This is a genomic window from Bacillus tequilensis (assembly GCF_012225885.1).
Classification (GTDB): domain Bacteria; phylum Bacillota; class Bacilli; order Bacillales; family Bacillaceae; genus Bacillus; species Bacillus tequilensis.
Map to the genome: position 1 here is coordinate 3,859,275 of NZ_CP048852.1, position 25,012 is coordinate 3,884,286.

At 41.2% G+C, this 25,012-nt stretch carries 23 protein-coding genes and 1 pseudogene; 1 reads left to right on the forward strand and 23 read right to left on the reverse strand.

Features of this window, described 5'->3' with window-relative positions; all coding sequences use genetic code 11:
- The first annotated feature begins 183 nt into the window (after positions 1 to 183).
- Positions 184 to 3,318, forward strand: coding sequence for a DUF3427 domain-containing protein (locus G4P54_RS20265; protein ID WP_167873685.1), 3,135 nt, complete (start codon positions 184 to 186; stop codon positions 3,316 to 3,318).
- On the opposite strand, the gene G4P54_RS20270 is transcribed toward G4P54_RS20265, so the two are convergent.
- The 23 genes and pseudogenes from G4P54_RS20270 to G4P54_RS20385 form a co-directional block, all read right to left on the reverse strand.
- Positions 3,307 to 3,696, reverse strand: coding sequence for a (deoxy)nucleoside triphosphate pyrophosphohydrolase (locus tag G4P54_RS20270; protein ID WP_167873686.1), 390 nt, complete (start codon positions 3,694 to 3,696; stop codon positions 3,307 to 3,309). The two genes, G4P54_RS20265 and G4P54_RS20270, sit on opposite strands and share 12 nt — an antisense overlap.
- A 109-nt stretch (positions 3,697 to 3,805) precedes the next feature.
- Positions 3,806 to 5,147, reverse strand: a pseudogene (locus G4P54_RS21775) (glycoside hydrolase family 43 protein).
- 809 nt (positions 5,148 to 5,956) lie between these two features.
- Complete coding sequence (locus tag G4P54_RS20285; protein WP_167873687.1) at positions 5,957 to 6,280, reverse strand: hypothetical protein; 324 nt, start codon at positions 6,278 to 6,280, stop codon at positions 5,957 to 5,959.
- Positions 6,281 to 6,399: 119 nt separating this feature from the next.
- Positions 6,400 to 7,470, reverse strand: a complete 1,071-nt coding sequence (locus G4P54_RS20290; RefSeq protein WP_167873688.1) for a serine hydrolase — start codon at positions 7,468 to 7,470, stop codon at positions 6,400 to 6,402.
- Between the two features lie 61 nt (positions 7,471 to 7,531).
- Positions 7,532 to 7,819, reverse strand: a complete 288-nt coding sequence (locus tag G4P54_RS20295; protein ID WP_167873689.1) for a hypothetical protein — start codon at positions 7,817 to 7,819, stop codon at positions 7,532 to 7,534.
- Between the two features lie 14 nt (positions 7,820 to 7,833).
- Positions 7,834 to 9,201, reverse strand: a complete 1,368-nt coding sequence (locus tag G4P54_RS20300) for a DCC1-like thiol-disulfide oxidoreductase family protein (RefSeq protein WP_167873690.1) — start codon at positions 9,199 to 9,201, stop codon at positions 7,834 to 7,836.
- Between the two features lie 13 nt (positions 9,202 to 9,214).
- Positions 9,215 to 9,871, reverse strand: a complete 657-nt coding sequence (locus G4P54_RS20305) for a DUF5819 family protein (RefSeq protein WP_167873691.1) — start codon at positions 9,869 to 9,871, stop codon at positions 9,215 to 9,217.
- Between the two features lie 365 nt (positions 9,872 to 10,236).
- Positions 10,237 to 11,319, reverse strand: coding sequence for a serine hydrolase (locus G4P54_RS20310; RefSeq protein WP_167873692.1), 1,083 nt, complete (start codon positions 11,317 to 11,319; stop codon positions 10,237 to 10,239).
- Between the two features lie 272 nt (positions 11,320 to 11,591).
- Positions 11,592 to 12,920 (reverse strand): tetratricopeptide repeat protein, encoded by a 1,329-nt coding sequence (locus tag G4P54_RS20315; RefSeq protein ID WP_167873693.1) that lies wholly within the window; start codon positions 12,918 to 12,920, stop codon positions 11,592 to 11,594.
- A gap of 106 nt (positions 12,921 to 13,026) precedes the next feature.
- The gene (locus tag G4P54_RS20320) at positions 13,027 to 13,203 is read right to left on the reverse strand and encodes a hypothetical protein (RefSeq protein WP_167873694.1); all 177 of its coding nucleotides are present in this window, start codon (positions 13,201 to 13,203) and stop codon (positions 13,027 to 13,029) included.
- 513 nt (positions 13,204 to 13,716) lie between these two features.
- Complete coding sequence (locus G4P54_RS20325) at positions 13,717 to 13,965, reverse strand: hypothetical protein (RefSeq protein WP_167873695.1); 249 nt, start codon at positions 13,963 to 13,965, stop codon at positions 13,717 to 13,719.
- Positions 13,966 to 13,985: 20 nt separating this feature from the next.
- Positions 13,986 to 14,186, reverse strand: coding sequence for a hypothetical protein (locus tag G4P54_RS20330; RefSeq protein ID WP_167873696.1), 201 nt, complete (start codon positions 14,184 to 14,186; stop codon positions 13,986 to 13,988).
- Positions 14,187 to 14,223: 37 nt separating this feature from the next.
- Positions 14,224 to 15,525, reverse strand: a complete 1,302-nt coding sequence (locus G4P54_RS20335; protein ID WP_167873697.1) for a pyrimidine-nucleoside phosphorylase — start codon at positions 15,523 to 15,525, stop codon at positions 14,224 to 14,226.
- Between the two features lie 29 nt (positions 15,526 to 15,554).
- A complete protein-coding gene (gene nupC, locus G4P54_RS20340; protein ID WP_167873698.1) occupies positions 15,555 to 16,736 on the reverse strand; it encodes a nucleoside permease NupC in 1,182 nt (393 codons plus the stop codon).
- Positions 16,737 to 16,816: 80 nt separating this feature from the next.
- Positions 16,817 to 17,488, reverse strand: a complete 672-nt coding sequence (gene deoC, locus G4P54_RS20345; protein WP_167873699.1) for a deoxyribose-phosphate aldolase — start codon at positions 17,486 to 17,488, stop codon at positions 16,817 to 16,819.
- 105 nt (positions 17,489 to 17,593) lie between these two features.
- Positions 17,594 to 18,535: a DNA-binding transcriptional repressor DeoR gene (deoR, locus tag G4P54_RS20350; protein WP_167873700.1), complete on the reverse strand. Its 942-nt coding sequence runs from the start codon at positions 18,533 to 18,535 to the stop codon at positions 17,594 to 17,596.
- A 136-nt stretch (positions 18,536 to 18,671) separates the two neighbouring features.
- The gene (locus tag G4P54_RS20355) at positions 18,672 to 19,499 is read right to left on the reverse strand and encodes a DUF1206 domain-containing protein (RefSeq protein WP_167873701.1); all 828 of its coding nucleotides are present in this window, start codon (positions 19,497 to 19,499) and stop codon (positions 18,672 to 18,674) included.
- A 232-nt stretch (positions 19,500 to 19,731) separates the two neighbouring features.
- The gene (locus tag G4P54_RS20360) at positions 19,732 to 21,069 is read right to left on the reverse strand and encodes an MmgE/PrpD family protein (RefSeq protein WP_167873702.1); all 1,338 of its coding nucleotides are present in this window, start codon (positions 21,067 to 21,069) and stop codon (positions 19,732 to 19,734) included.
- Entirely contained in the window at positions 21,066 to 22,208 is a 1,143-nt protein-coding gene (gene sndB, locus G4P54_RS20365) for an N-acetyl-sulfur-metabolite deacetylase SndB (RefSeq protein ID WP_024713261.1), read from the reverse strand. Before sndB ends, G4P54_RS20360 begins: the two co-directional genes overlap by 4 nt.
- 16 nt (positions 22,209 to 22,224) lie before the next feature.
- Positions 22,225 to 22,974: an amino acid ABC transporter ATP-binding protein gene (locus G4P54_RS20370; RefSeq protein ID WP_024713262.1), complete on the reverse strand. Its 750-nt coding sequence runs from the start codon at positions 22,972 to 22,974 to the stop codon at positions 22,225 to 22,227.
- A 12-nt stretch (positions 22,975 to 22,986) separates the two neighbouring features.
- Positions 22,987 to 23,661, reverse strand: a complete 675-nt coding sequence (locus G4P54_RS20375) for an amino acid ABC transporter permease (RefSeq protein ID WP_024713263.1) — start codon at positions 23,659 to 23,661, stop codon at positions 22,987 to 22,989.
- 22 nt (positions 23,662 to 23,683) lie between these two features.
- Positions 23,684 to 24,478 carry an amino acid ABC transporter substrate-binding protein gene (locus G4P54_RS20380; protein WP_167873703.1) on the reverse strand — a complete coding sequence of 265 codons (795 nt, stop codon included), beginning with the start codon at positions 24,476 to 24,478 and terminating at the stop codon, positions 23,684 to 23,686.
- A gap of 25 nt (positions 24,479 to 24,503) precedes the next feature.
- A complete protein-coding gene (locus tag G4P54_RS20385; protein WP_167873704.1) occupies positions 24,504 to 25,001 on the reverse strand; it encodes a GNAT family N-acetyltransferase in 498 nt (165 codons plus the stop codon).
- Between the last annotated feature and the right edge of the window lie 11 nt (positions 25,002 to 25,012).

The following is a 25,012-nucleotide window of genomic DNA, read 5'->3' on the forward strand; positions in this document are numbered from 1 at the left end:
AAGTATATTTAACTATTATCCTTTTCATTTCACTTTCTCGCGAGTGAAATTCAGCTTGCACAGGACTATAAGTGCAGGTACAATTATCCTCATTTGTTCGAGGTGCCTTTGCAAATCTCTGTTACCTATAGTCAATAATAATGATAAAATCAGGATATCTATTTAAATATGGAGAGAGAAAAAATGACAAAAAACAGTGGTTTTCATGAAGAATTGCAAGAAAAGCACAAGCTTTATCCGGTTGAACATCGATTTCAGCCTGTTTTACCGAAAGAATACACAGAAATTTTAACTTTACATATAGCAAAACAATTTGGTGAAAAAATCAAAACGCTTGTTCATCATGGAGAATATCATCAGGCGGTTGAATTAACCCAAAAAGTATCTTCTGATCTTGGTAATGATACTGCCTTTGCAACACCACTTTCTTCAGTTCTTTATCATTTAGGTGACTTGGATCTTCCTGTATCTGAGCACTTTTCGCTATCACGATTGAATCTACTCGGAAACCATAGAGCGGATGATAATTTTTTTAAAACATTAAAGAATGAAATGTTAACTGCTGATCGTGTGGATTTTATGGTCAGTTTTACAAGATGGTCTGGCGTCCAACTTCTTATTCCGCCATTACAAGAGCTCAATAAACGCAATGTACCAGTACGTATTATTACATCCACATATATGGGAATTACTGAACCTAAAGCCCTTAAACAACTCATGCAATTTCAAAATGTTACCTTAAGAATTGTAAATGATTATCGTCAATCTTTTCACACAAAAGCTTACTTATTTGAACGTCAGTCAGGGCAACATAGCGTCATTATTGGATCATCAAACCTTTCGCAATCCGCTCTGACCACTGGGTATGAGCTAAATGCGAGAATACCTGATACAAAATATCTTCCTATTTTTCAACAAACAAAAGATGTCTTTAATAAAGTATGGCTTGAAAAAACACAACCGGTCGATGACCAGTTCTTAAAAGCTTATGAAGAATTTCAAACAGCTAATCACAAAATTAGTGCGTCTCTCGTCTCTCAAAACTCTCTTTACCAAACAAAAATACAACCTAATGCCATGCAAGAAATAGCGCTTAAAAACCTTAAGAAAACGAGAGAACAAGGTGAGGAAAGGGCTGTTATTATCGCTGCAACTGGTACAGGAAAAACATATCTTGCAGCATTTGATTTTTCCGAATATCAACCAAAAAAATATCTTTTTATCGCTCATCGCGAGGAGTTACTAACTAAAGCCATTGAAACATTTAAAAAAGTCACTAATGATCATGATAACTTTGGATTGTTAACTGGATCGAAAAAAGAATGGAATAAAAGATTTTTATTTAGCACAGTTCAAACATTGTATAAAGAAGAAACATTAAAACGGTTTGCATCAGATGAATTTGATTACATTGTCATTGACGAATTTCATCATGCAGAAGCCTCTACCTATCAATCAGTGTTGAATTACTTTAAACCTAAATTCTTATTAGGATTAACGGCAACTCCAGAACGTTTAGACGGTAAAGATGTACTTGAAATCTGTAATCATAATGTTGTCTATGAAATTCGCCTACGAGATGCGTTAGAAGCTGAATTGCTCGCCCCGTTTCATTACTTTGGTATTCCGGATCATACTATTGATTACGATAAAGTAAAAATAACAAACGGGGTTTATGATGAACGCTCTCTGGTCAGCCACTTAAAAAACCATGAGCGAGTCGATTATGTAATAAAGATGATAAATATGTACGGTTTCCATGGAGAAAAAATGTGTGGGTTGGGCTTCTGTACTAACATTGAACATGCCCAATATATGAGTCAAGAATTTAATCAATTAGGATTCCATACAACATATTTAACAGGGCAAGATTCTTCAGCTCAACGTCAGAAAGTCATCAGAGAACTTGAAGACCCGCATCACAGTTTAGAGCTAATTTTCACAGTAGATATTTTTAATGAAGGTATTGATATACCAAAATTAAACTTACTGCTTTTTTTGAGACCAACTGAATCACCAACCATATTTATTCAACAGTTAGGAAGAGGATTAAGAAAGACTGATGATAAAGAGTTTGTGACGGTTCTGGATTTTATAGGGAATTATCAAAAATCGTTTGTCATACCGCTAGCCCTTTCCGGACAAACGAGTCAAAAATCCTTTGATAAAGATTCATTAAGAGTTGCCGTGACCCATGAGTTTGCAGACTTACCAGGTGGGTCTTATGTAGACCTTTCATCTGTAACGAAAAAAGAGATTTTACACAAAATTGATAGTATTAAACTAAATTCAGTTGCCATGTTGAAAACTTTATATTATCAATTCAAACGAGATATTGGACGCTCTCCTGAGCTACTAGATTTTCTTTATTCAGATCAAGCTCCAGGCCTTACCTTTTTTATAAAGAAATATAAGTCTTGGGTCGAAACGAAACGCAGAATGGATGACCTTCATTCTTTGGATAAAATAATATTAAATGATTCGTTAGTTTTAAAAATGGTATCCTGGTTAGAACAACAGTTTCCTATCAAGTGGCCTTATGATTTATTAGTGTTGCAATGTGGATATAATACAAAAAGAATCACTGTCGATGATGTTAAAAAGTCTTTAGAGGATACATTTCATTTACAAATCAAAAACACTAATATACACGACAATTTAATTAAACGATCTATGGAGCGTTTAGCCAAACCACTTAAAAAACAGCAATGGAGTTTTGGTACAGTGGAGGAAAGTACGTTCATCCTACAATCAGATATTATTGAACGCTTATGCCATCCTCAGTTTGGTCCTTATATTAAGGAGCGTATTCAATATGGATTAACTGAATTTAGACGTTTGAATAATATAGAAGCACTTTTATCTAGTGAACTACAACTCACTTTATTTCAAACATATACTAGAAATGAACTCATACATTTATTTCAATCTACTGATCAAGAGGGAACGTGGCGAGAAGGTGTAAAGAGAGTTAACAATAATTACTTAATTTTTATTACATTAAATAAATCTGAAAAAGTAGAGGACCATTTGTTATATAAAGATTACTTTATTGATCCCTACCATTTTCATTGGCAAAGTCCAAATCAAACATCACATCATTCTAATGTCGGTCAGAATTTTATTAACCATAGACAAAGAGAATATAATATACATCTATTCGTACGTAAATTTAACGAAATGCATGATATTACCTTACCTTTCATTTATCTAGGTAAAGTAGATTACGTATCAAGCAATGGGGACAAACCTATGAATGTAATATGGAAGCTCCATCAGCCTGTCCCAGAAAACTTGTATGTTGATTTAATTAATTAGTGCATTTACAGTTGGTATATCAGCAGGTGCCCATTCAAGTGAAACAAGTTCACTCACGGGCACCCATCTGAGTTCAGCATGTTCTTTAGCAACAGGTTCACCCTCAACAATTTTCGCTTGAATAGAAATCAAATTAACAACGATTTTCTCATATTCGTGATGAATGTCAGCGATAATTTCATCGGCTTCAATTTTACAACCAAGCTCCTCATGAATTTCTCTGACAAGAGCTTCTCGAGCATTCTCTCCCTCTTCAAGTTTCCCTCCTGGAAATTCCCATAGATTAGCCAAAGACATGGTTGGCGAACGAAGTGCACATAAAATCATATCTCTATCGTTTTGAATCACTGCTGCAGCAACTTTAATTGTTTTTTTCAATAGATTTCTCCCTTTCTGATAAATATTTTTCTCGCCTCATATTAATACTATGGATTCTAAAGTAAAGAAGCAATAAAAAAACGCCTTCCCACGAAGGCACTTCTCCATCTTATTTCGAGCCCCAAACAGCCTCACCGCTGCCATTCAACATACTAAACGTCATGACGTTCTTCTCTCTCACCGAATACCGTTGACGTATAAATACCCCATCATACTTCTTGCCAGCTAACGTGATACCGGCTATGTTTTTTCCTGTTTTCTTCCATGTTCCGTTCATTTCCCCGGAAATGGTGCGGCCTTTTTGAGCTGAATGTTGATGGTTTTTTTGATGTCTGCTGAGATGTCTTTTCCGTGCTGGATGAGAGTTTGTAGGTTCCTGTGATGTCTTTTTGTTTTACTTTTTTCAGTGTTTCGCCCGCATAACGATGGCCAACCGTCTTTGCTCATGAACATTTGGTGGACTCTGACTTCGTGTTCCTCACCTCTGCCCGGGAAGCGGGTGTGGAAGATTAAATAGAATCGCCCGGTTTTTCATATAGTATGCGAAGTTATGTCCTGGTGAAACGTAGCCAGTTCCTTTTTCTTGTTCTGTTTCAAATGAATAACTGCCCATGAGTTTGACGCCGTATGGTTCGATGGAGCGGTCATCAAAGAAGGTGCCTTCTTTGCCGCGAACGTCAAGTACCGGGTTGCCTTCTGCGTCATAGTAAAAGCCGTCCGGTTTCTTGGAGCGGGCGACACGGATGTTGTAGCCGCCTGTTGCGTCGAGACCGCCATATGATAGGTACAAGTAGTAGTACTTGGTGTCTGGATTATAGAGAACATACGGGCCTTCCTGTGGTTTCCGCCAAGCAGTTTTTTCCCGTTTCCCTGCCCAGGAAGCCTGTTTTCGGATTCATTTCACAAATGAACATGCCGCCTGAGTATGACTCGTACACCATCCACAGCTTGCCGTCTTTATCATAGAAGGTATGCGGGTCTACAAAATTCGGGTTTTTAGTTGCGTCATACGGTGTCCATCGCTGCTTGTGCCTTCCATTCCTGATTTCAAAAAGATGCCTTTGTTTTTGTATGGCCCTTCAATGTTGTCAGCGACGGCAATACCCATGGCGGACCTTGGCGAATCGCCGCGGCAGGCGTTGTAGTACATGTAGTATTTGCCGTCCGCCAGCTGCGTGGCGTCAGCCGCCCAAAGGGTATCGGATTGCGCCCATTCGAAGGTATCTTTTAATTATTCGTAGACATTGGTAATCGAGGATTGTTGTTGCTTACACTGGTGGTCAGCTGCTGCCATTGCATGAGGTCTTTCGTTTTAGCTGAAGCGAGATGAGATACAAAAACATAAAAGGTGCCATTTATTTCAATGATGGAAGGGTCATGGACGCTGACTTCTTTAAATACTGGTTTTTCTGCCTTTTGTGCATAGACAGAGTTCGGCAGGGTGAAGGCATGATAAGGGCTGCAAGAAAACATACACGGAACAATCAATGAACATTTAACCAATTCGCCTCACTTTTTCATTACATTTTTAAGAGCTTACATTTCTCTATGAAGAAACATCGGCCCGTTATGAAGGCAGGATATTTTCATATTCAAACGGATAGGTGATTCCCCACTGTTCTCTTACATTGTCCATGATTCTCATGACACCCAGAGGAGGCTGATGGTCTGGCTGCCTGTTTGGCGCAGGACTGCTGCTTGCATATCCTCTACTTCATAGTTCGACCCTTTTGCCGTTTCTCCTTTTTCAATCAACTCTGTTTTTCCATGTACGGATGTTATGAATCCGCTTATTTGATCTTTAAAGTTGTTGATTATGATAAAACCATCCTTAATCAAAAAAAAAAGTTTCAAAAAGTACGAGTCTATTTAGATGAACACTTATAAATTATATCAAGTCCGAAAGAACACCTTTTAACTTATGGGTACGATAAACAGCAGTTATTACATTTATGCCTCTGACTTTGTCCACTGGTCAATAGTTGCACATAGCAAAATCATCGAAAACTGCTTCAGTACAAATCAGGCTGATTAACTAAAATTAGCAGAACCACCGACTTTTAAAAAAAGTAAAATACAAAAAGAGACTGGAATATTATATCCCCTGCCTCTTTTTGTATTTTGCTTTTTTTTGGGGTGGATACCCACTTTCTTGTTTGTTTCAGTTTCTAATTTAATCTTCGTGGATTCGATATGTGAGACGTCTATTTAAACTCTTTTTGAGAAGGAAATTAAAAGTCATTAGGAGCTATTATCTTGCCTAGCGGTCAAATATGACTTCCATCTCTTCAGGAGTAGACGAGTCAGTTTGCTCCACTGCTCCTCCTACTAACCACATTCCAACTTTATCAGCTGCACTTATCCCGGCATCATAAGCTGATTTTGCAGCCGATCCAACAGCTTTGACACCTTTCCATAATGCCTTCAGTCTATATGGCTCAACAGTTCCTTGTTCGTTTGCTACCACGATCGTTTTTTGATAGTCAGTATTATTTGCAGCAGCATTAGCAGATGAATATGTACCTGCCGATATAAGAATTGCAGTTCCAAGTACGATACCCATTGCTTTTTTATTCAATTTCACTTGAATCACCTCCTTTCAAGTAATATATTACCATTAAATATAATAATAGGGTATTGAGAAATATGATGAATATTACAAAACATAATAAGTGTTTAAACCTTATTTTTATTAAGTTTTCCCTACTCGGCATTCAGGTGCAATTCCTTGTCTAAAAGCTTTTGTATAAATTCATCAATATTACGGTCAATCTTCTGATATTCCTCATAGTCTAAATCTTTTGTAAAGAACACAATCTCCGTCGTGTTGCCTTCTTTATCTTTAGCGAATATTGTTTTATTAATTATATTCAGCGTTCTTCCGTCTTTTCCACCAATGTATATTTCTTTGTTTGTTTTAATAGCTAATAGTCTTAAAAGTTCCTTTTTATATTTAAATTTATCTTCATTAATATGACCCAATAAATCTGAATATACTTTTGCGCTTGCTTTGGGAAGGTATCTCGTCATAGTTTCTTGTTCCTCTAATGTAGGCTGATAATTTTTGTAATTCGGATATTTACCTTGCTCAATCAGTTTTTGAATAGAGGTTATGAGGTTGGTATATTCCTCATAATTAAGTTTTGTGATTCTGTCATTTGTCTCTTTAGAAGTGAAGTCCTTATACTTCCACTTTATATAGTGGTGGGTCAGTTCGCTTAAACTAATGGGATAGAGTTTATCATGAGGTTTATAGTTTTTAGATATAGTATTGTTAACATTTTCCAATCCAAGTTTGTCCAGCAGGTAGTCAGCATTTGGGTTTGAACTATGAGTAAAGAGACTTCTTACAATTTCCTCCAATTGAATAGTCTTTGCTTGTTCTCCTTTAATGGTTTTAATTTTATTTAACCACTTTTTATGGTTATCATTATCTCTTTTAATGAGCACATAATCTTCTAATTTTTTTAAGGGTATCTGTTCCTTTGGGTTGATTATCCCTTTTTCCACCTGTTTAATGAACTCTATAGCAATCATAATCTTATATACACTTGCTAATGGCATGCTATTATTTTCTGAAATGCTGATAACTTCTTCTCCGTTTTCAACTAGAATAAAACTCACTTTCTCTGGATTTTCATTTATGAAATTTACTATATACTGAACATCACTGGCTTTAAAATAGTAGAATGCACATCCAGCTAGTATAAGAAAAACAACAAGAATACTGTTGATCACAACCAGAACACACTTGACATTTTTGCTCTTGCCCATGTCTCCTCCGAAGATAAAGAAGCGTCCGCTATACGCATTCGCCTCAAGATTATCTGATTTATTATTGGTCGAACAGCACTTCCAGTTCATCTTTATTCAAAACATATTCTTTCTTGGAGCTTGCAGTGCCCCACTGATCAGCAGCCCATGCGCTTGTAAATTGTTTTGCAACAAATTTCCCTCCTGCAAGCACCCATTTTCCCACTGCCTGAGGTCTCACTTCTTCTTTCTGATCATTCACAACTTTTTTGTTATTAAAGCTTGCTGCAGCAGAAGCAGAAGTTGAGCTGTAGAAAACGGTAGCGACTAAAACAGCTCCTAGGGTCGCACCTAAAAATTTTTGTTTCATTATGAACAGCACTCCTATACTTTTTGGTTTTTATTGTTGATAAAGCAATCATTATTACATTTGCCAGCTGGGACAATACTTCGATTAGAAGCAATATAATCATATACTCGTTGACCCAAGCCAAATATCTTGCCTAAATAAAGCACTGGGAGAATAGGCCACATTGGTAACAGTCTCGTTGCAATTTGAATAAAGGCAAAGATTCCTTCCTTTACTGAACTTTTTGAACTTTTGCTATGCATTCGTTTTTCAAGTTGGTTTAAATCCAATTTATATTCGTCCCTCACCCCTTCTTCTCTAAACGATAGGCAGTCTAATAAACCAAAATAATCCATTCGTTTTAAGCGATTTACACTGTTAATACAGAAAGGACACCATCCGTCATAAAAAACAGTGATTTTAAAGGATTGGACTGTAGTTGATTTTCCAATTTTTTTTCGCATGATAAACCTCAAAAATATACGTAAACGATGGTACTTTTGCTTAATAAACGTGTAGAATTGAGTATATTCTCGATCGGATATCATGAGGAGCTCAGCTATGATCATGATTAGTGAAAAGGTAACCAGACCCATGGCAATGCCTATACCTACATGGAAAGATACCATCAAGAATACAGCAATGTATTTGGTTTTTGGATTGAATAATAGAAAAGGAAATGCTAATTTAACCATAATAGCAGTATACGCTGTAAACACTAAAAGTAAATCGTTATTTAAGAAAAGTTCACGTAACTGTGGGTTGGAAAAGAGATCTACTTGAAGGATATAAAAAATAGCTGTTCCGCTGTTCCACATCTCCCCCATAACTTGATATAAACCTGAAGCCATATACAAGATGCTAATTTGAATAACACAAGCAAGAACTGCAAAGTTGTGAAAGACCATTTTCATTTTAAAGAAGGCCGTATCCTTCTTTTTGAGATAACTAGCTTTAAACTTCGCTGCATCTAATGAAAAATAAGCAGTAGTGTTTGCAAAAAGAAGATAAAATAAAAATAAATACATCAGGTTATCTCCACCATCTGACAGGAAGTGGCTACACTGAATAAGGGAATACGTAAAAACGTAATTAAAGACTCCGATTATTCTTCCCATAAAACCAATGGTATATAGGAAAGCGATTATTGCCCCTAGATGAAAGAGTAAATCAAAATATATTCGTGAATCGTTCAGTGCATAGAGACTATAAATTCCTCTGTTCGAACCAAGCAAACCTTCGCTGCTCCATAAAAAATAACGCTGGGAGTAGTGCAGCATATAATTGTACAAAATTACAATTCCAAATCCTATTCTTAAAAGACTAGCCCCTTTTAAGTAATTCTCTCTGCTTGAAAAATCAAAGAATCTTTCCGGCAATGCTTTTATTTGAAAGGCAGACAACTCCCTCACTCCCTTATAAAATCGGTACTACATTTTCAATAATTTCTTTCTCTTTATATTGCTTTACCACATACCAAGGATTTTCCACTCTGTTGTCACGCTTCGAAAAAGGCGTGTTCTTCTGCCTTAAAATTCGCAGTTCAATGTTAGCTATTCTTTTATCAGGAAACAGGTATTTTGCATATGAACTACCAAAGCGATAGAGTATTGCCTCATTCTGCTGAAACCTTTCGTCTCGTTCCTTATCTAACTTCTTAATTTTTTCTTTCACTCTCTCGGATTCTTCCAACTTTTTTCTGTAATCGATGACTAAATCATCTTCTGAAGTAAGTTCTGAAATAATCCCACTAGATATCCGGGCCATTCTGTTCAGAGGACTAAAGTAATTTTTATGCATTTCTTCAATCATGGGATTGGTAATATCAATCCAATCAGATTTACTATCACTCTCAAATCCGATCTTAACTTGAATGGTTTCATTATGTGAAACCGGATCTGGAGCAAACAAGTGCCAGTTTTGAACGAAAATAGGTTCCATATACTCACTGATTTCTTTCTTATATTTGTTGGAGATTGGATTCATTGGCATGACATTTAAGATAACAATCATGAAGTGGAATATAAGTGTACAGGATAGCAGTATAGGAACAAGGAACATAACTTTTTTCAAGGCAAACGGCTACCTTCTTTCATTCATATATTATATATCTTATTTTATCATTAATAGGAAAATATGGTATTGATAAAACTTATATGATTTTAGCCTTTCTTTGCTGAATTTCCGAGCAGCTTTCTAAAAAAGTTGACTGCGAATAAAGCATAATAGAAACATATTATGTTCAGGCTAAGATAAAATCCCGGCAGTCCTTTAAATTCAATCACACAATATATGGATTGATCGCTAGAAATAGACACCGAATATCGCGTCTTAAACGTCAGGAATTGAAAAATGAGGGTTTTTCTGACACTAAGTCTTTAAAAACCCCCACTTTCTATTTAATCTGGCATGATAGGAATATATTATGCTTTCGGATATTAGTTTACTATTTTTTTTCTAAAAGATTCGTCTTTTAAAGTGTTAAGGACAAATTGATTAAAATTAAGCTGTAATCGTTTGGCTGTAAATGCATTTAGATTATTAGAGAAGAAAACAAGCTCTGTCTGATTTCCATCCTTATCTGTTGAAAAAGAAGCATAAGTGAATACAAATAAAGTGGAACCTCCTTTAAAGCCGCCTCTCTCTATCCATTTCCTATTGTTTTCATTAGAAAACAGAGCATAGCCTAGCAGTTTTTCTAAATGAGTTTGCATATCTTGATTGAATTGTTCCCTACAATTGATCATTCTCATAACCTTTAGATAATCAGATGCTGATCCTGCCGGCAAGCGCTCAGACCAGATTTTCTGGAACTCATATTCAAGATAAACTTTTTCCATATATTCATGCTTTTCCTTATTTTTAAGATGCTGATGAATGGTAAGAGAATAATCTATGTATTCTTTTTCAGGCATCTCGGTCAAACGTTTTAATAACTGATCTTTCTTTTTAATCTGCTCTTTTTGACTAATATAGGAAGGTATATACAAAGAAGATACGATTGGAAATATCATTGTATGGTGACTAAGATTTAAAGTTTCTAGCACTTTATTAATGGTATTCAAACCTAAATAGTCCATAAGAAACTCTGTATTAGCATTTGAACTGAAGGCTATCATACCGATAGCAATCTCTTTAAGAGTATAGGAAGGCTTATTATTAAACTTTTTGATCCATAGCTTGTGTGCTCCTCCATCAGTTCCCTCTAGATAATACTTAAGAAGCTGTTCATTAGATATGGAAGTATTTACATCAATTATGTTTTTACTTGCCTGCCTCGCAAATTCGATTGCCACTATTATTTTTACTGTACTGGCTAAAGGCATGGTGATATCAGGATTAATAGAGACCAACTCAGTTTGATTTCTTGTAATGATTAGAGAAACATCCTTCTTCTCTCTCCTTTTTTTTGCATAGTCTATCGCTATAAAAGGATTATTGTTTATCTTCTTAAAATAAAGGACTATTGCTGCTCCAATGGTTAAAATAAAGGCTGCAGTAATAATGATAAATTCAAACAAATATGAAAGTCCTCCCTTTAATTCTAATATATAAGACATACATATTTTTCTCACTTTAAAGCAATGTTAAATCAAAATAAAATAATTAGACTGGTTTAAATAATCTTTACCAATGAGATGTTTTAAAGTTGACATAACAATTAGTTTGGGTCTGGATGATCTACCAATAATCTAGAATAGTCACTAATTACCTCATTTAATACTAGAAACTCCGCACTTGTAAATATATCTCTAGTTAAAACAGCCTGTAGACAATTTCTCTTAAAACTCATCTATATCACCCCTTTCTTCAAGGACAACAACCTATAAGCTTTTTGATAATATTCACAGCTTTTTTTATACTTTCTTTCTTTTTCAAACATGTCAGCTATAACATAAAGTATTTTGCTCAAATAGATAACATTATTTATCTCTTCAAAATAAGGAATGACTTCTTCTTCAAGTAGTGTAAACAGTTCTTCGATTCTTCCATCAAATTTCAGTTTTTCTACTTTTGCCTTATAGTAGTATTCTTTTGATAGATTATATGTAGAATAATACGCAATAACTTTATTATAAATTTTATAGGCTTTTTCTTTTTCATTAAGCTTCAGATGTTCCTCTGATAGATGTAGCAGTGTATTTAAATAGGAATTTTCATTCTCCTCTTTAAATAAAAGGCTTTCTTCATAAAGTTTAATAGCATCTCGATTGTTTCCAATTTGTGATTCAAGGTATGCTAAGTTGTGTAAACCTTTCGCACACAGATGATGACATTTGTTTAATTTGCACATATTAATAATTGTTTCAAATTTTTCTCTTGCTTCAATATGTCGTTCTTGTCTTGTCAGATTAATACCTATAATTAAATCACATTCAATAATACGATTATATTTTAATTGCTGGGTAAACAAATGCTTTGCATTTTCTGCATAATAAATAGCCATCGAGATATCATAAAGCTGGCTATTAACAAAAGCCAGATGGTAATAAAGCTCGGGAATTTGTTCCGCTTTTTCTGATATAAATCCCTGTTCGGCCTCTAAAAAAAGATTTTTCGCCCTAAAATAATTAGACTTCATACAATAAAAAATCCCTTTAAAATATGTGAAATAGTTCCAGACCATAGTCGACATTTTTTTTTGAACTTTTTGTAAACTCACTATATACTTCGAAGCAATGTCTATATCTTTGACATATAAAGCACATCTAATCTCTAACAACTGAACAAAATTAGAAAGATCTGGTGGCAGTTTTTTCTTCTGGTAATTTCTCGCTCTCTTTTTGTAATAATCAATTAGATGGTTATCTTTGATATTAATAGACTCATACCACTGTTCAAGAACGTAGATCAGTTCCTTGTACTCGTTTTGTACCTTCTCAATTTCAATATCAAGTCTTTTTATTAAGTGATAGAGAATATCCTCACTTGGGTTAATTTTATTATTTTCCAACTTGCTTAAATAGGGAACAGAGCAAATAGATTTTGAAAGCTGATCTTGAGTCATTCCCTTTTCAATTCTATTTAAGAAAATCAGTCGTCCTAAGTTTATAGGTGGTATAGTAATTTTCATTTCTCCAGCCTCTTTAAGCATAAATTTAGTTTTACTAATCGCTATCAATCATACAAATCCATTAAAGAATACCTCACTGTTCATTAACAAATAATAACTATAATTCAAAAAAACGTCAATTAATACCTCTATATCCTAGTTTCGTACGACGATATTAGTCTTTCTGAGATTTTGAGTAAGTAGGGACCAAAATAATGCCCAGTATAAACATCACAAAAGAGGCTCCACGTACCACATCATAATACTCACCCGATTTAAAGAACATTACATTTATTGCCATAGTAATTGCACCAAGAATCATCATTACTTTCCCCAGTAATTTCCTCGACACAAACTCTCACCTCCTCTTTTTCAACTGAACGAAACAAGTTTTTCTAACGATCAACCTTAATCTAGATATTAAATGTGAAAAATCCACGTACTATGCAATGCCTTTTTCACTTCTGCAAAATTTTCAGCTGCTGTTTTTTGTTACTTTGTATAAAGTTTCATAATTTAGGTACGATTTATACTTATGGAAGGTTCCCAAGAAAAATCTCTGTTTTCAAAATGACATTAAGAAACATAAATATAACAATCGGATATTCATGTTTAGTACTTCACTCATCCCTAAAATGTAATATTTATAATAACCTTGATATGAAGAAACACTGGCCCGTTATGAAGGGCGGATATTTTCATATTCAAACGGATATGATTCCCCACTGTTCCCATACATTGTCCATGATTCTCATGACATCCACAGGAGGCTGATGGTCTGGCTGCCTGTTTGGTGCAGGACTGCTGCTTGCATGTCCTCTACTTCATAGTTCAACCCTTTTGCCGTTTCTCCTTCTTCAATCACCTATGTTTTTCCATCTTCGTACGTAATGAGCTCTTTGTCCGGCCTTGTGAAGTCTTCTACTGTGATAAAGCCATTTTCTCCGGCAACCACGCCTCTTCTTGCCATTTTCGCCCTCACTGTCAGCAATATGACAGCCATTTCATTGTCGGTGTAGATGATGCCTGACGGCTCGTCAACACCTGTGTCAGCCGGTTTGGCGGTGCTAAGGATCTCATTCGGCTGGCTCGTGAGAAAATACCTTGCGAACACGAGCGCATAGGCTCCCGTGTCTAAGAGTGCGCCGCCAGCCAGTTCTTTATTAAAAATCGCTTTGTGACGTCATATGGCTTGCGCGTTCCGAAGGGAATTTGAACCATTTTAAGAGGCCCGATGCGCCCCTCGTTTACGATCTCACGGAATTTTTTGTACAGCGGCATATGGCAGATGGTCATCAAAAATTGGCCAAGTGGAATATCATATCCTTTAATCAAAAAGCACACCCCGTTCAGGATGGGGTGTGCTTTCTTGTTATTCCGTAATCACCGTATGAATCAGCTTCGGCGCCTTTGCTTCCGCTGCGATGCGGATGTTGTCATAGACTTTCGCGATGACTTCATCGACGTTTTCGCGGTTGGCGTAAAGGGTCACGAGCGGGTCTCCTTTTTCTACCTTGTCGCCGACCTTTTTGCGAAGCATGATGCCGACGGCTAAATCGATTTCGTCTTCTTTTGTGGCGCGTCCGGCACCCAGCAGCATCGCAGCGACGCCGATTTCGTCCGCGACGATTTCGGAGACGACCCCCGCTTCTTTGGCAGGCACATCAATTTGATATGCAGCTTGCGGAAGCTTAGATGGATCGTCAACGATCGAGCTGTCGCCGCCTTGGTTTTTCAGGAAGTCTTTGAATTTCTCCAGCGCTTTGCCGTTTTTCATGACTTCTTCCAGCTTTGCTCTCGCTTCGTCCAAAGTAGCGGCCTTTTTCGCAAGCACAACCATCTGGCTTCCGAGCGTTAAGACAAGCTCATGAAGATCCTCAGGACCTTCGCCTTTGAGCGTGTCGATCGCTTCTTTCACTTCAAGCGCATTTCCGATCGCAAAGCCGAGCGGCTGGGACATGTCTGAAATGACAGCCATTGTTTGGCGGCCGACGTTATTTCCGATGCGCACCATCGCTTTGGCGAGTTCAGCTGCGTCTTCTTCCGTTTTCATGAAGGCGCCTGCTCCCGTTTTGACATCGAGTACAATAGCATCCGCGCCGGCAGCGATTTTTTTACTCATAATGGAGCTTGCAATGAGCGGGATGGAATTAACCGTTCCCGTTACATCACGAAGCGCGTACAGCTTTTTATCAGCCGGCGTTAAGTTGCCGCTTTGGCCGATGACGGCGACTTTGTCACGGTTCACAAGCTTAATAAATTCGTCCTTCGACAGTTCCACGTGGAAGCCGTCGATTGCCTCTAATTTATCAATCGTTCCGCCCGTATGGCCAAGGCCGCGGCCTGACATTTTGGCAACTGGCACATCAAGAGCCGCGACTAGCGGAGCGAGAACGAGCGTTGTCGTGTCGCCCACGCCGCCGGTAGAGTGCTTATCAACTTTAATTCCTTCAATGGCAGAAAGATCAATCGTTTCACCGGAGTTCACCATAGCCATCGTCAAGTCCGCACGTTCACGGTCACTCATATCCTGAAAGAAAATCGCCATGGCAAGCGCGCTTGCCTGATAATCAGGTATGCTTCCGTCCGTATAGCCATTCACGAAAAATTGAATTTCTTCTGTGGTGAGTTCTTTTCCGTTTTGTTTTTTGATGATGATATCTACCATTCTCATGTATAGTCACCGATCCTTTACGATTAAGTTCAATAAATCAAGCCCACAATTGCCGCTGATAAAAAGCTGACAAGCGTAGCGCCGTATAATAATTTCAGACCGAAACGAGCGACGACATTTCCTTGCTTTTCATTCAGTCCTTTCACCGCGCCGGCAATGATTCCGATTGAGGAAAAGTTCGCAAATGATACAAGGAATACCGATACGATCGCTGTTGTACGGCCGCTGAAATGGAAACCGTTTTGCGTCAGCGACGTCATGGCGACAAATTCATTCGATACCATTTTTGTTGCCATAATGCTTCCCGCATTAACGGCTTCATTCCATGGGATACCCACAAGAAAAGCGAATGGAGCAAACACATATCCAAGAAGGCCTTGGAAGGAAATACCGAATACTGCGTTAAAAATACCGTTAATCAAAGCGATAATCGCGACAAATCCAATCAGCATCGCCGCAACGACAACCGCTACTTTGAAGCCGTCAAGGATGTATTCCCCGAGCACCTCGAAAAAGGATTGTTTTTCTTCTTCTTCAACACGAAGCATATCCTCGTCTTTTGCAACCTCGTAAGGATTAATAATGGAAGCGATAATGAAACCGCCAAATAAGTTCAAGACCAGCGCCGTTACCACATATTCCGGTTTGAGCATCGTCATATACGCGCCGACGATTGACATTGATACGGTTGACATCGCAGAAGCGCAAAGCGTGTACAAGCGCTGCTGATTTAAAAGGCCAAGTTCTTTCTTCAAGGAGATAAATACTTCCGACTGTCCTAAAATAGCAGAAGCGACTGCGTTATACGATTCGAGTCTTCCCATACCGTTTACCTTGCTTAGGGCAAGGCCGATATACCGAATAATAAACGGGAGTATTTTCCATTTTTGCAAAATCCCAATCAGAGCGGAAATAAACACGATTGGCAGGAGCACGTTCATAAAGAATGTCGTTTGGTCCGCATTCACCAGACCCCCGAACACAAAGTTGATTCCTTCTGCCGCGTATCCAAGCAGGTAATTGAATCCTTTCGCAAAGCCTCCTACGAGGAAATTTCCTATTCCGGTATTGAGGAGAATATAGCCGAGAATAAATTGCAAAATGAGCATAACAACAATTGGGCGGATCTTAATTCTTTTTTTCCCGCTGCTTGCGATCCACGCAAGGCCTAAAAACACGATTAAACCGATAATCCCAATCAAATACTTCATATGTGTTCTCCTTTATTTGTATTCGCTTACAACCATTGTTTCCTCAGAAAACGGAAAGCAGTCTGCCTTCCGTCAGCTTCTTAATAGTTGTCTCCGCCTGATGCGTTTTCTCCCTTTACAATGGAAACGCCCGCACTTGCGCCGATTCGGTTCGCTCCCGCCTCGACCATTGTGTCTACATCTTCTTTCGTTCTGACGCCGCCAGATGCTTTCACGCCGATATCAGGACCTACCGTTTTGCGCATTAAGGCGATATCTTCCTTCGTTGCGCCGCCTGTAGAGAAGCCCGTTGATGTTTTCACGAAATCCGCTCCGGCAGAAACCGCTAAACGGCACGCGCGTTCTTTTTCCTCATCAGTCAGAAGGCAGGTTTCGATAATGACTTTGACAAGCGCTTTTCCGGCTGCGGCTTCGACTACCCCGCGGATATCCGCTTCAACCATATCGTCTTCTTTGTCTTTCAAAGCTGCAATGTTAATAACCATGTCCACTTCAGTGGCGCCTTTTGAAATGGCGTCTTTTGTTTCGAACGCTTTTGTTTCAGTTGTGTTGGCACCGAGCGGGAAGCCGATGACCGTGCAAACGTCAACTCCAGTTCCCTCAAGCTCTTTTGCAGCAAGCTCCACCCATGTCGGATTAACACATACTGAAGCAAATTTGTATGTTTTCGCTTCTTCGATTAATGTTAGAATGTCCGCTTTTTGTGTATGCGGTTTCAATGCTGTATGATCAATTATGTGAGCTAATGACATCCTTCGCACACTTCCTTTTTTATTAAGATATTTTTTAGCATAACTGACTTTTGAACATATGTAAATTAGGAATTGAAATTTTGTTCAGCAAACCGTATAAGCGTGTCACAAATCATTAATAAGCGCCCTTGCCGTATGCTGGTCAATGATTAAAACGTTGGCGTATTTTCCGGTCAATGCGCCGTGTATGGATGACACTTTTCTGCTTCCGCCAGCCACTAAAATGGAGCGTTCCTTCAGCCTGAGGTCTTCAAGCTCGATGCCGATGGTCCGGTCATTGATGGCGCTGCTGCAAATATTCCCTTTCGCATCGAAAAAACGTGAACAGATATCGCCGACGGCCTGTTTTTTGAGCAGGGCTTTCTCTTCTTCGTTAAAATACCCGAGCCGGAATAACAGCGCTTCGTCACGGACAGTGCCCACCGTCAAGAGAGCGATATTCGCCTGCTTGCCCATCTCAATGATCCTCTCAATATGACGATCTTTCTCTACCATTCGCTTCACATCCGCATGATCAAACACGACGGGAAGCGGGAGATAGCGCGGCACCGTTTGAAAAGCCTCTGCAAACAGCTGAATCGTTTCAGCGGAATAGGTGTTTACCCGGGAATGGCTGACGCCGCCTTTCAGCTGGACGACCTCGACGCCTTTTACCCGCTTTTGCCGCATGTTTTGCGCGATTTGATACACCGTGGTTCCCCAGCTGACACCGACAATGTCGCCGTCTTTGACTGTTTCATGCATATATTCTGCACCATAGCGGCTTAGGTCATGTGTAATTCCTGCATAATCGGGTGTCGGGGAAAATACAACATGTGCCTCGAGAAGCCCATATTTCTCTTCAAGCATGGAACCGAGCGCATCTAAATCCTCAAAAGGGTCCATGACGCGAATCTGGACATACCCTTTTTCCTTTGCGTATTGCAGCAGCCGGGAAACGGTCGGCCTTGAAATGTTGAGCAGCTCGGCAATTTGCTGCTGACTGTAGTCAGACTGATAGTAAAGCCTTGCCGCTTCTATACTTAGTTGTTGTTTTTCCCGATCCATTCCGCACCTCCCCTTGGATCAGTTCACGATGAAACTGCTTTTGATTTGCTTTTATTATACAGGCTGGCGCAGGCTTTCATCCACCTGATTTCTAAGAAACTGAAAAACGCTCTGAACGCGAATCTGCGCCCAGAGCTCACTTTTCCCATGTCATATGCTGATAAAAGCCTTTCATCATAGCGTACATTCCATATAAGATCAGCCCGCACGCTAAAAAAGATAGAATCATTTTGCCATGCGGCTGCTGCGCGAGCTCGGCGAGCGCGCCGTCAAAGCCTCTTGTGTCGTCAGGATCAGCTGTCATGGCTGTCTTGATGAGAAAATAGCCGATGGCTGAGAAAATAATGGCGCGGGCGATATTGCCTGCGCGCCCGGTGTTTTTCGCGATGCATATCATCTGTTTGTTCATTTTTGATGTATCGAATTCTTTCATAAATGCCGCCCGGATGCCCTTCACAAATTGAACAATCGCAAATAGGATAAAAATCGCACCCGTAAGCCCTGTGAGCCATTGGCCAAATGGCTGCGCCAATACGTAAGCTGACCACGTCTTTTCCGAAGTGCTCCCCTCTCCTTGGCCAAACACAAATTGCAAAGCTTTCCAAGCGATGGATGCGTAAACGGCGGCGCTGAAAAAGTTTCCCGCTCTCCGCGACAGGCCGCGCCTGCTTCTTCCGTGGCCCTCCGTATCCTTGAACGCACTCAGCACCATCCAGATCACATAACCAATGAGACCGACGCCAATGAAAAAAAGCAAGAATGACCCATAAGGCATGCGTGATAAGGTTTGGAGCGCTCCGCTCGAATCTTTCGCGCTGCCCGCCCCTGCTGCCGTCATAAAGGCTAAAATCCCGAGCAGGATAAAAACGCCGCCGAATGCAAAATAACCAAGCCTCCCGAATCGCTTGACCCAAGGCTTGGTTTCCTGTTTGATTTTTGACAAGTACTGGTCTTTCACTGCCATGTGTCCAACCCTCTTTCACAGAATCCTTACTGTTACATTCCCGATTGGACAAAGTTGAAACAGCTTCTGCCTCAGCTATGGCCGGCTGAAGCATGTGTTGCCTGATCCGCTGATTGTGCGGCCGCTGTGATTCCGCCAGCTGCCGCGTCATTCATTCACCGTCATGGTTTCCCCTTTTTCAAATATGATTGGTTTAATCATATCGTCTGAAATCGGTTAATTGAGCTGAATTTTATTCAATATACGCCAAAAAATCTTTCATATCGGCTCGCTCAATGGAAGTAATGATGTCCTGCGCTTTTTCATGCGGAACCGTTAACTTCAATTTTTCTTTAATGTCCTCTTCTGACAGCTCATTGCCGGGGGCCCCTTTTGGACAATCAACACGCGCTTCGTGCATGCGGCCGTCTGATAAATAGGCCCGGACAATCGTGAAACGACCTTTTGGAACGGCATGGGGAGCCGGCTGAATAGTATTGTCATATACTCGCTGAATTTGCCCCATAGTTGTTTGAATGTTGCCAGGGATCGGCTGGCTATTGAAATGTTCAACGGTCAGCTCGTGTCCATGTAAAGCCAAAGCAATCACATATTCAACGCTGAAACGGCCTTCTTCTCCCGTCTTCGGCGATCTTTCCGTCAATGCCGCATCTCCGCCTGGCGGAAAAACCACTTCAATCCTCTCGGTATTGGCGGCAGAAATGGCTTGCTCGGAGACAAGTTTTCGAATCGCGTCCGCGGCGTGGTGTGCCGCGGAACAAAATGGATAGATTTTAAACCATAGGCCCGGCTTCACAATTCGCCATGGGGCGCCCCAACGGTTTAGCAAAGTGTGTTGTGCTTTTTCCAAATCGCCGTACAGGCCGAAGAAACCAGTTTCTCCATCAAGTGCCGTGCGGGTCCCTCCGAATTCTGATTGGGCCAGCTTAACGGCCAGCAAACCAGCCTGAGCTGCCAGACCGGCGTGCAGCGGTTTCATTTCTGTTCCAAATTGCACCCTCATTCCGGCAGATTGCGTAGCTGCAAAACCAATCGCTTTCTCCAGCTCTTCCTGAGTCAGCCCCTCAGCATAACCTGCGGCGCAGGCGGCTGCGATCGCACCAAGCGTCCCCGTATTATGCCAGCCCTTTTCATAGTGGCGGCTGCCAATTGATTCGCCCAGCCTTGCCATCACTTCAACACCGACAACATAAGCGCCAAGAAGCCGCTCGCCATGTCTGCAAGCGGCTGAAGCCATCAGTGCCGGCATGAGGACGGCACTGGGATGCCCTCTCACATCGGAATGGACATCATCAAAATCCAATGCATGGGCGATAAATCCGTTGAGCATCGCGGATTGTAATGGCGCAGCCTTTGTTCCTTGCCCGATGACAGGGACAAGAGGCGCGCCTCCTTCATCCTTTATCAGGCGGAGGAGCTTTTGAATGCCTTTATCTTCTCTTCCAGCGAATGAAGCGGCAGTAAAGTCGAGCAATCCTTTTTTCGCTTCACGCATCGCATCAATTGAATGCTCCGGCTGTGACATTCTCACTGCCTCTGCAAGACCTTCTGTCAGCCCTTGCCTGCTCATTTGATGGTCTCCAAGACTAGAACAGCCAGCTCAGCAAAATATTGAGAGGCAACCGTCAGGGCATCTTCATCCAATGTAAAAGCCGGATGATGCCACTCCTCTGTGCCGTTCGTTCCCATCCAGACAAAAAATCCAGGGATCTTCTCCTGATACAGAGCGAAGTCTTCGCCGCCCGGAGACTGCTCAGCGTGAACAGTTTGATAGCCAAGCCGCGCCGCAGCTTCTGATGCCGTGTTCAAAAACGCACCGTCATTCTGAACGGAAGGCAAATAAGGAAACCACTTGAATTCCGCTTGCGCCCCGTAGCCCGCGGCAATTCCTTCAGCCACTCGTTTCATATGTTCCGGAACAGCCTGCCTCGCTTCTTTTTGAAAGGTTCGAACGGTGCCTTCCATTTCAGCCTGATCTGGAATCACGTTCCATGAAGTGCCTGCTTGAACCCTTGTAATACTGACAACTGCGTTTTGCAGTGAGCTGATATTGCGGCTGACCACAGATTGCAGGCCGCTGACGATTTGACCTGCGGCAGCGATGGGATCAATACTGTTATTCGGGATGCCGGCATGTCCGCCTTTCCCTTTGACGACGATCTCAAACCGGTCAACACTTGCCATGAGCGGACCTTCCTTGACACCAATGGTCCCGACAGGCAGATCCGGCTTATTGTGCATACCGAAAATGGCGGAAACACCATCAAGCACACCGGCTTCTATGACCTTTCTTGCTCCCGCGGCAATTTCTTCAGCCGGCTGAAAGATCAAGCGGACTGTACCTTTCAGCTCGGCCCGTCTTTGGTTCAGCAAAATGGCCGTGCCAATAATGGATGCTGTATGAAAATCGTGTCCGCACGCATGCATTGTACCGTCAGCCTTAGATGCAAACGGCAGATTGGTCTGTTCTTGGATCGGGAGCGCATCAATGTCCGCTCGTATCGCAATCACGGGTCCGTCTTCCTGCCCTTTGATTTCCGCAATCACGCCTGTTTCCAATTGAGGCACGTCAAGAATCTCGATATGCTCTTCCTCAAGCCAGCGGCGGATTTTTTTCGTCGTTTCAACCTCTTGAAATGACAGTTCAGGATGTTCATGAAGATCACGCCGCATACTGATTAAACGGTTATGAAACGTTTTGTCGGCCATTGTTCTTCTCCCTTTCTTATATAAGCTCTGCAGGCTCTCCCACCTGCTTGATAAATCGTTTCGTCCGTTCGTTTTTCGGATGGTCAAACAGTTCTTCCGGTGTTCCCTGCTCGATAATATGGCCGTCTGCCATAAAAATCACTTGATCAGCGACCTCTTTTGCAAACGCCATTTCGTGTGTCACAATGATCATCGTTGTTTGTTTTTCCGCGATGGATTTGATGACTTGAAGCACCCCTGTGACGAGCTCAGGGTCAAGCGCTGAAGTTGGTTCATCCAGCAAAATCGCATGCGGATTGACCGCAAGCGCCCGGGCGATACCGATTCGCTGCTGCTGGCCGCCGGACATTGTGACCGGATAGCTGTCAGCCTTATGCTCCAGACCGACTTGTTTCAGAATATCCATTCCAATGCGCTTCGCCTCATCTCGTGATTTGTGCTGGGCCACGATTAAAGCTTCTGTAATGTTTTGCAGAGCGGTTTTATTTTTAAACAGATTGTAGTTTTGAAAGACCATTGCCGTTTGCTGGCGAAGCCGGTGTGCATCCTTGCGTGTAAACTTTTCTGCATTCAGTTTGGCTTCCCCGATTTCAATGAGGCCTTGATCCGGACGTTCTAATAGATTCAAGCACCGGAGAAGCGTTGATTTTCCGGAACCGGACGGACCGATGATCGCCACTACTTCTCCGCGTTTCACTTCTAGATCGATTCCGTCGAGCACGACGAGATCTTTAAACGCTTTGCGAATATTTTTTACTGTTATCAACTGATTTCACCTCTAAGTCCGGTATGGCTTGCTCATGGCGCGTTCAAACAAGTCCTGCAAAATGCTGTAGATAATGGTAAGAACCCAATAGACAATCGCAACCGCCAAGTACGTTTCAAAATACTTGAGGTTTCCTGAGGCGTACATCTTCCCTTGGGCGAACATCTCCATGACCCCTAATGTAAAGGCCAGTGACGTTTCTTTGAGCAGTCCGATAAATGTATTGCCCGTTGCCGGAATCGCATTTCGGATCGCTTGCGGAAGGATAATCCGTCTGTATGCCTGAAGTTTTGTCATGCCGACAGACAGGCACGCCTCCAGCTGCCCGTCATCAACAGAATTGAGGGCGGCACGGAAGATTTCTGCCAAATAAGCGGCGTTTTTTAAGCTTAACCCGATGATGGCAGCTGTGAGAGCAGTCATTTTGCTCATCTCCGGAAATAGCTGCGGCAGCCCGTAGTAGATTAAGAACAGCTGCACAAGTGTCGGCACACCCCGGAAAAAGGATATATACAGCTTTGACAGCTGATGAAGCACTGGAATTTTGTTCTTCGTGATGAGTGCGAGAATAAGTCCTCCGATAATGGCAAAAATCATAGCCGCTACAGCCATAAACAAGGTAATCGGAAGGGCCTGAATTAAAGTCGGGAACGCTGATATCATGAATTCCCAATCAATCGTGTTCATTCTGGTGATTCACCGCCGTTTCTTAATGCTTCTGTTCTACTGTGATATCTTCATTAAAATATTTTTCGGAAAGCTTTTTCAGTGTTCCGTCTTTACGCAATTCATCAAGCGCTTTATTGACTTTTTTGCGGAGCTTGTCGTGCGCGTCGTCCTTGGCAAATGGGAATGCAACTTGTTCGTAAACAATCGGATCTCCGGCAAGCTTTAACGGCAAACCAGTCTTCTTGATTTGCGCGATCAGCACAGTGCGGCTGTTGACATAGGCGTCTACACGGCCGTAAGCCACATCCTTCAGCGTGCCTTCTTGTGTTTCGTATGTTTTGATATTGATTTTTTTATCAGGATCTTTGCTTTCAAGGTTTTTTGCGTGATTTGAACCAAGAACGGCTGCGACTGTCTTCCCTTTTAAATCGTCCACTGATTTGATGTCATGATTGTCTTTTTTGACGACAATCTGTGTTCCCGCATAAGCGTATGGTTCAGTAAAGTGATACGTTTCCTTACGTTCATCTGTCACCGCTACCTGGTTGGAAATCGTGTCAAGCTTGCCTGTTTGAAGCTCTCCCATCAGCCCGCTGAATTCAAGCAGCTTCCAGTCCAGCTTCATGCCAATTTTCTTAGCGACCGCTTCCATCACTTCCACATCAAAACCTGTCAATTTTCCGTTTTCTTTATAAGCAAATGGGTAACTCTGTCCTGTCGCGCCGACATGAAGTACGTTGTCATCTTCTTTACTGCTGCTGTTCCCGTTGCCACAAGCTGATAACACCACTAATAATGCAGCGACGAACAGCACAGTCCACTTTTTCATTTTCATTTTGATTTCCCGCCTTTTCTCTTTTTTATAGGTCATTTCGCAATTGTTTTTTCATATAGACTGTCACATGCCCTTTGCCAAGGTCCTGTTCACCCGCGCGGACATATCCTTTTCGTTCGTACATCTCAATCAGCCAAGGGTGCTTATCGGCTGTTCCGAGTGAGACAAACGGAACCTTTAACGTATCTCGGAGGATTGTTTCCTCCAGCCATTGAAGCAGCTTTGTGCCGATTCCTTTTTTACCGGTGTCAGGGTCTACGGCGAACCACCAGATATGCGGTACGCCAAACGGTCCCGGCTGCCGTCCCCATGGCATTCGTAAGGAGATGGTCGCGATAATCCGCCCGTCTTCTTCCATGATGTAGCAGGCGTTTTTCCGGATGTTTTGCAACACTAACTCCAAATCGGCATGAGCGGCTGCAAATCGAATGCCTAGCTTTCGAATCGGTTCATAAGCCCGCAGTGTCAGCTCTAGAATCTGTTCGGCATCACGTTCAACTGCAAGACGATATTGTGCCTCCATCCAGCGTTCCT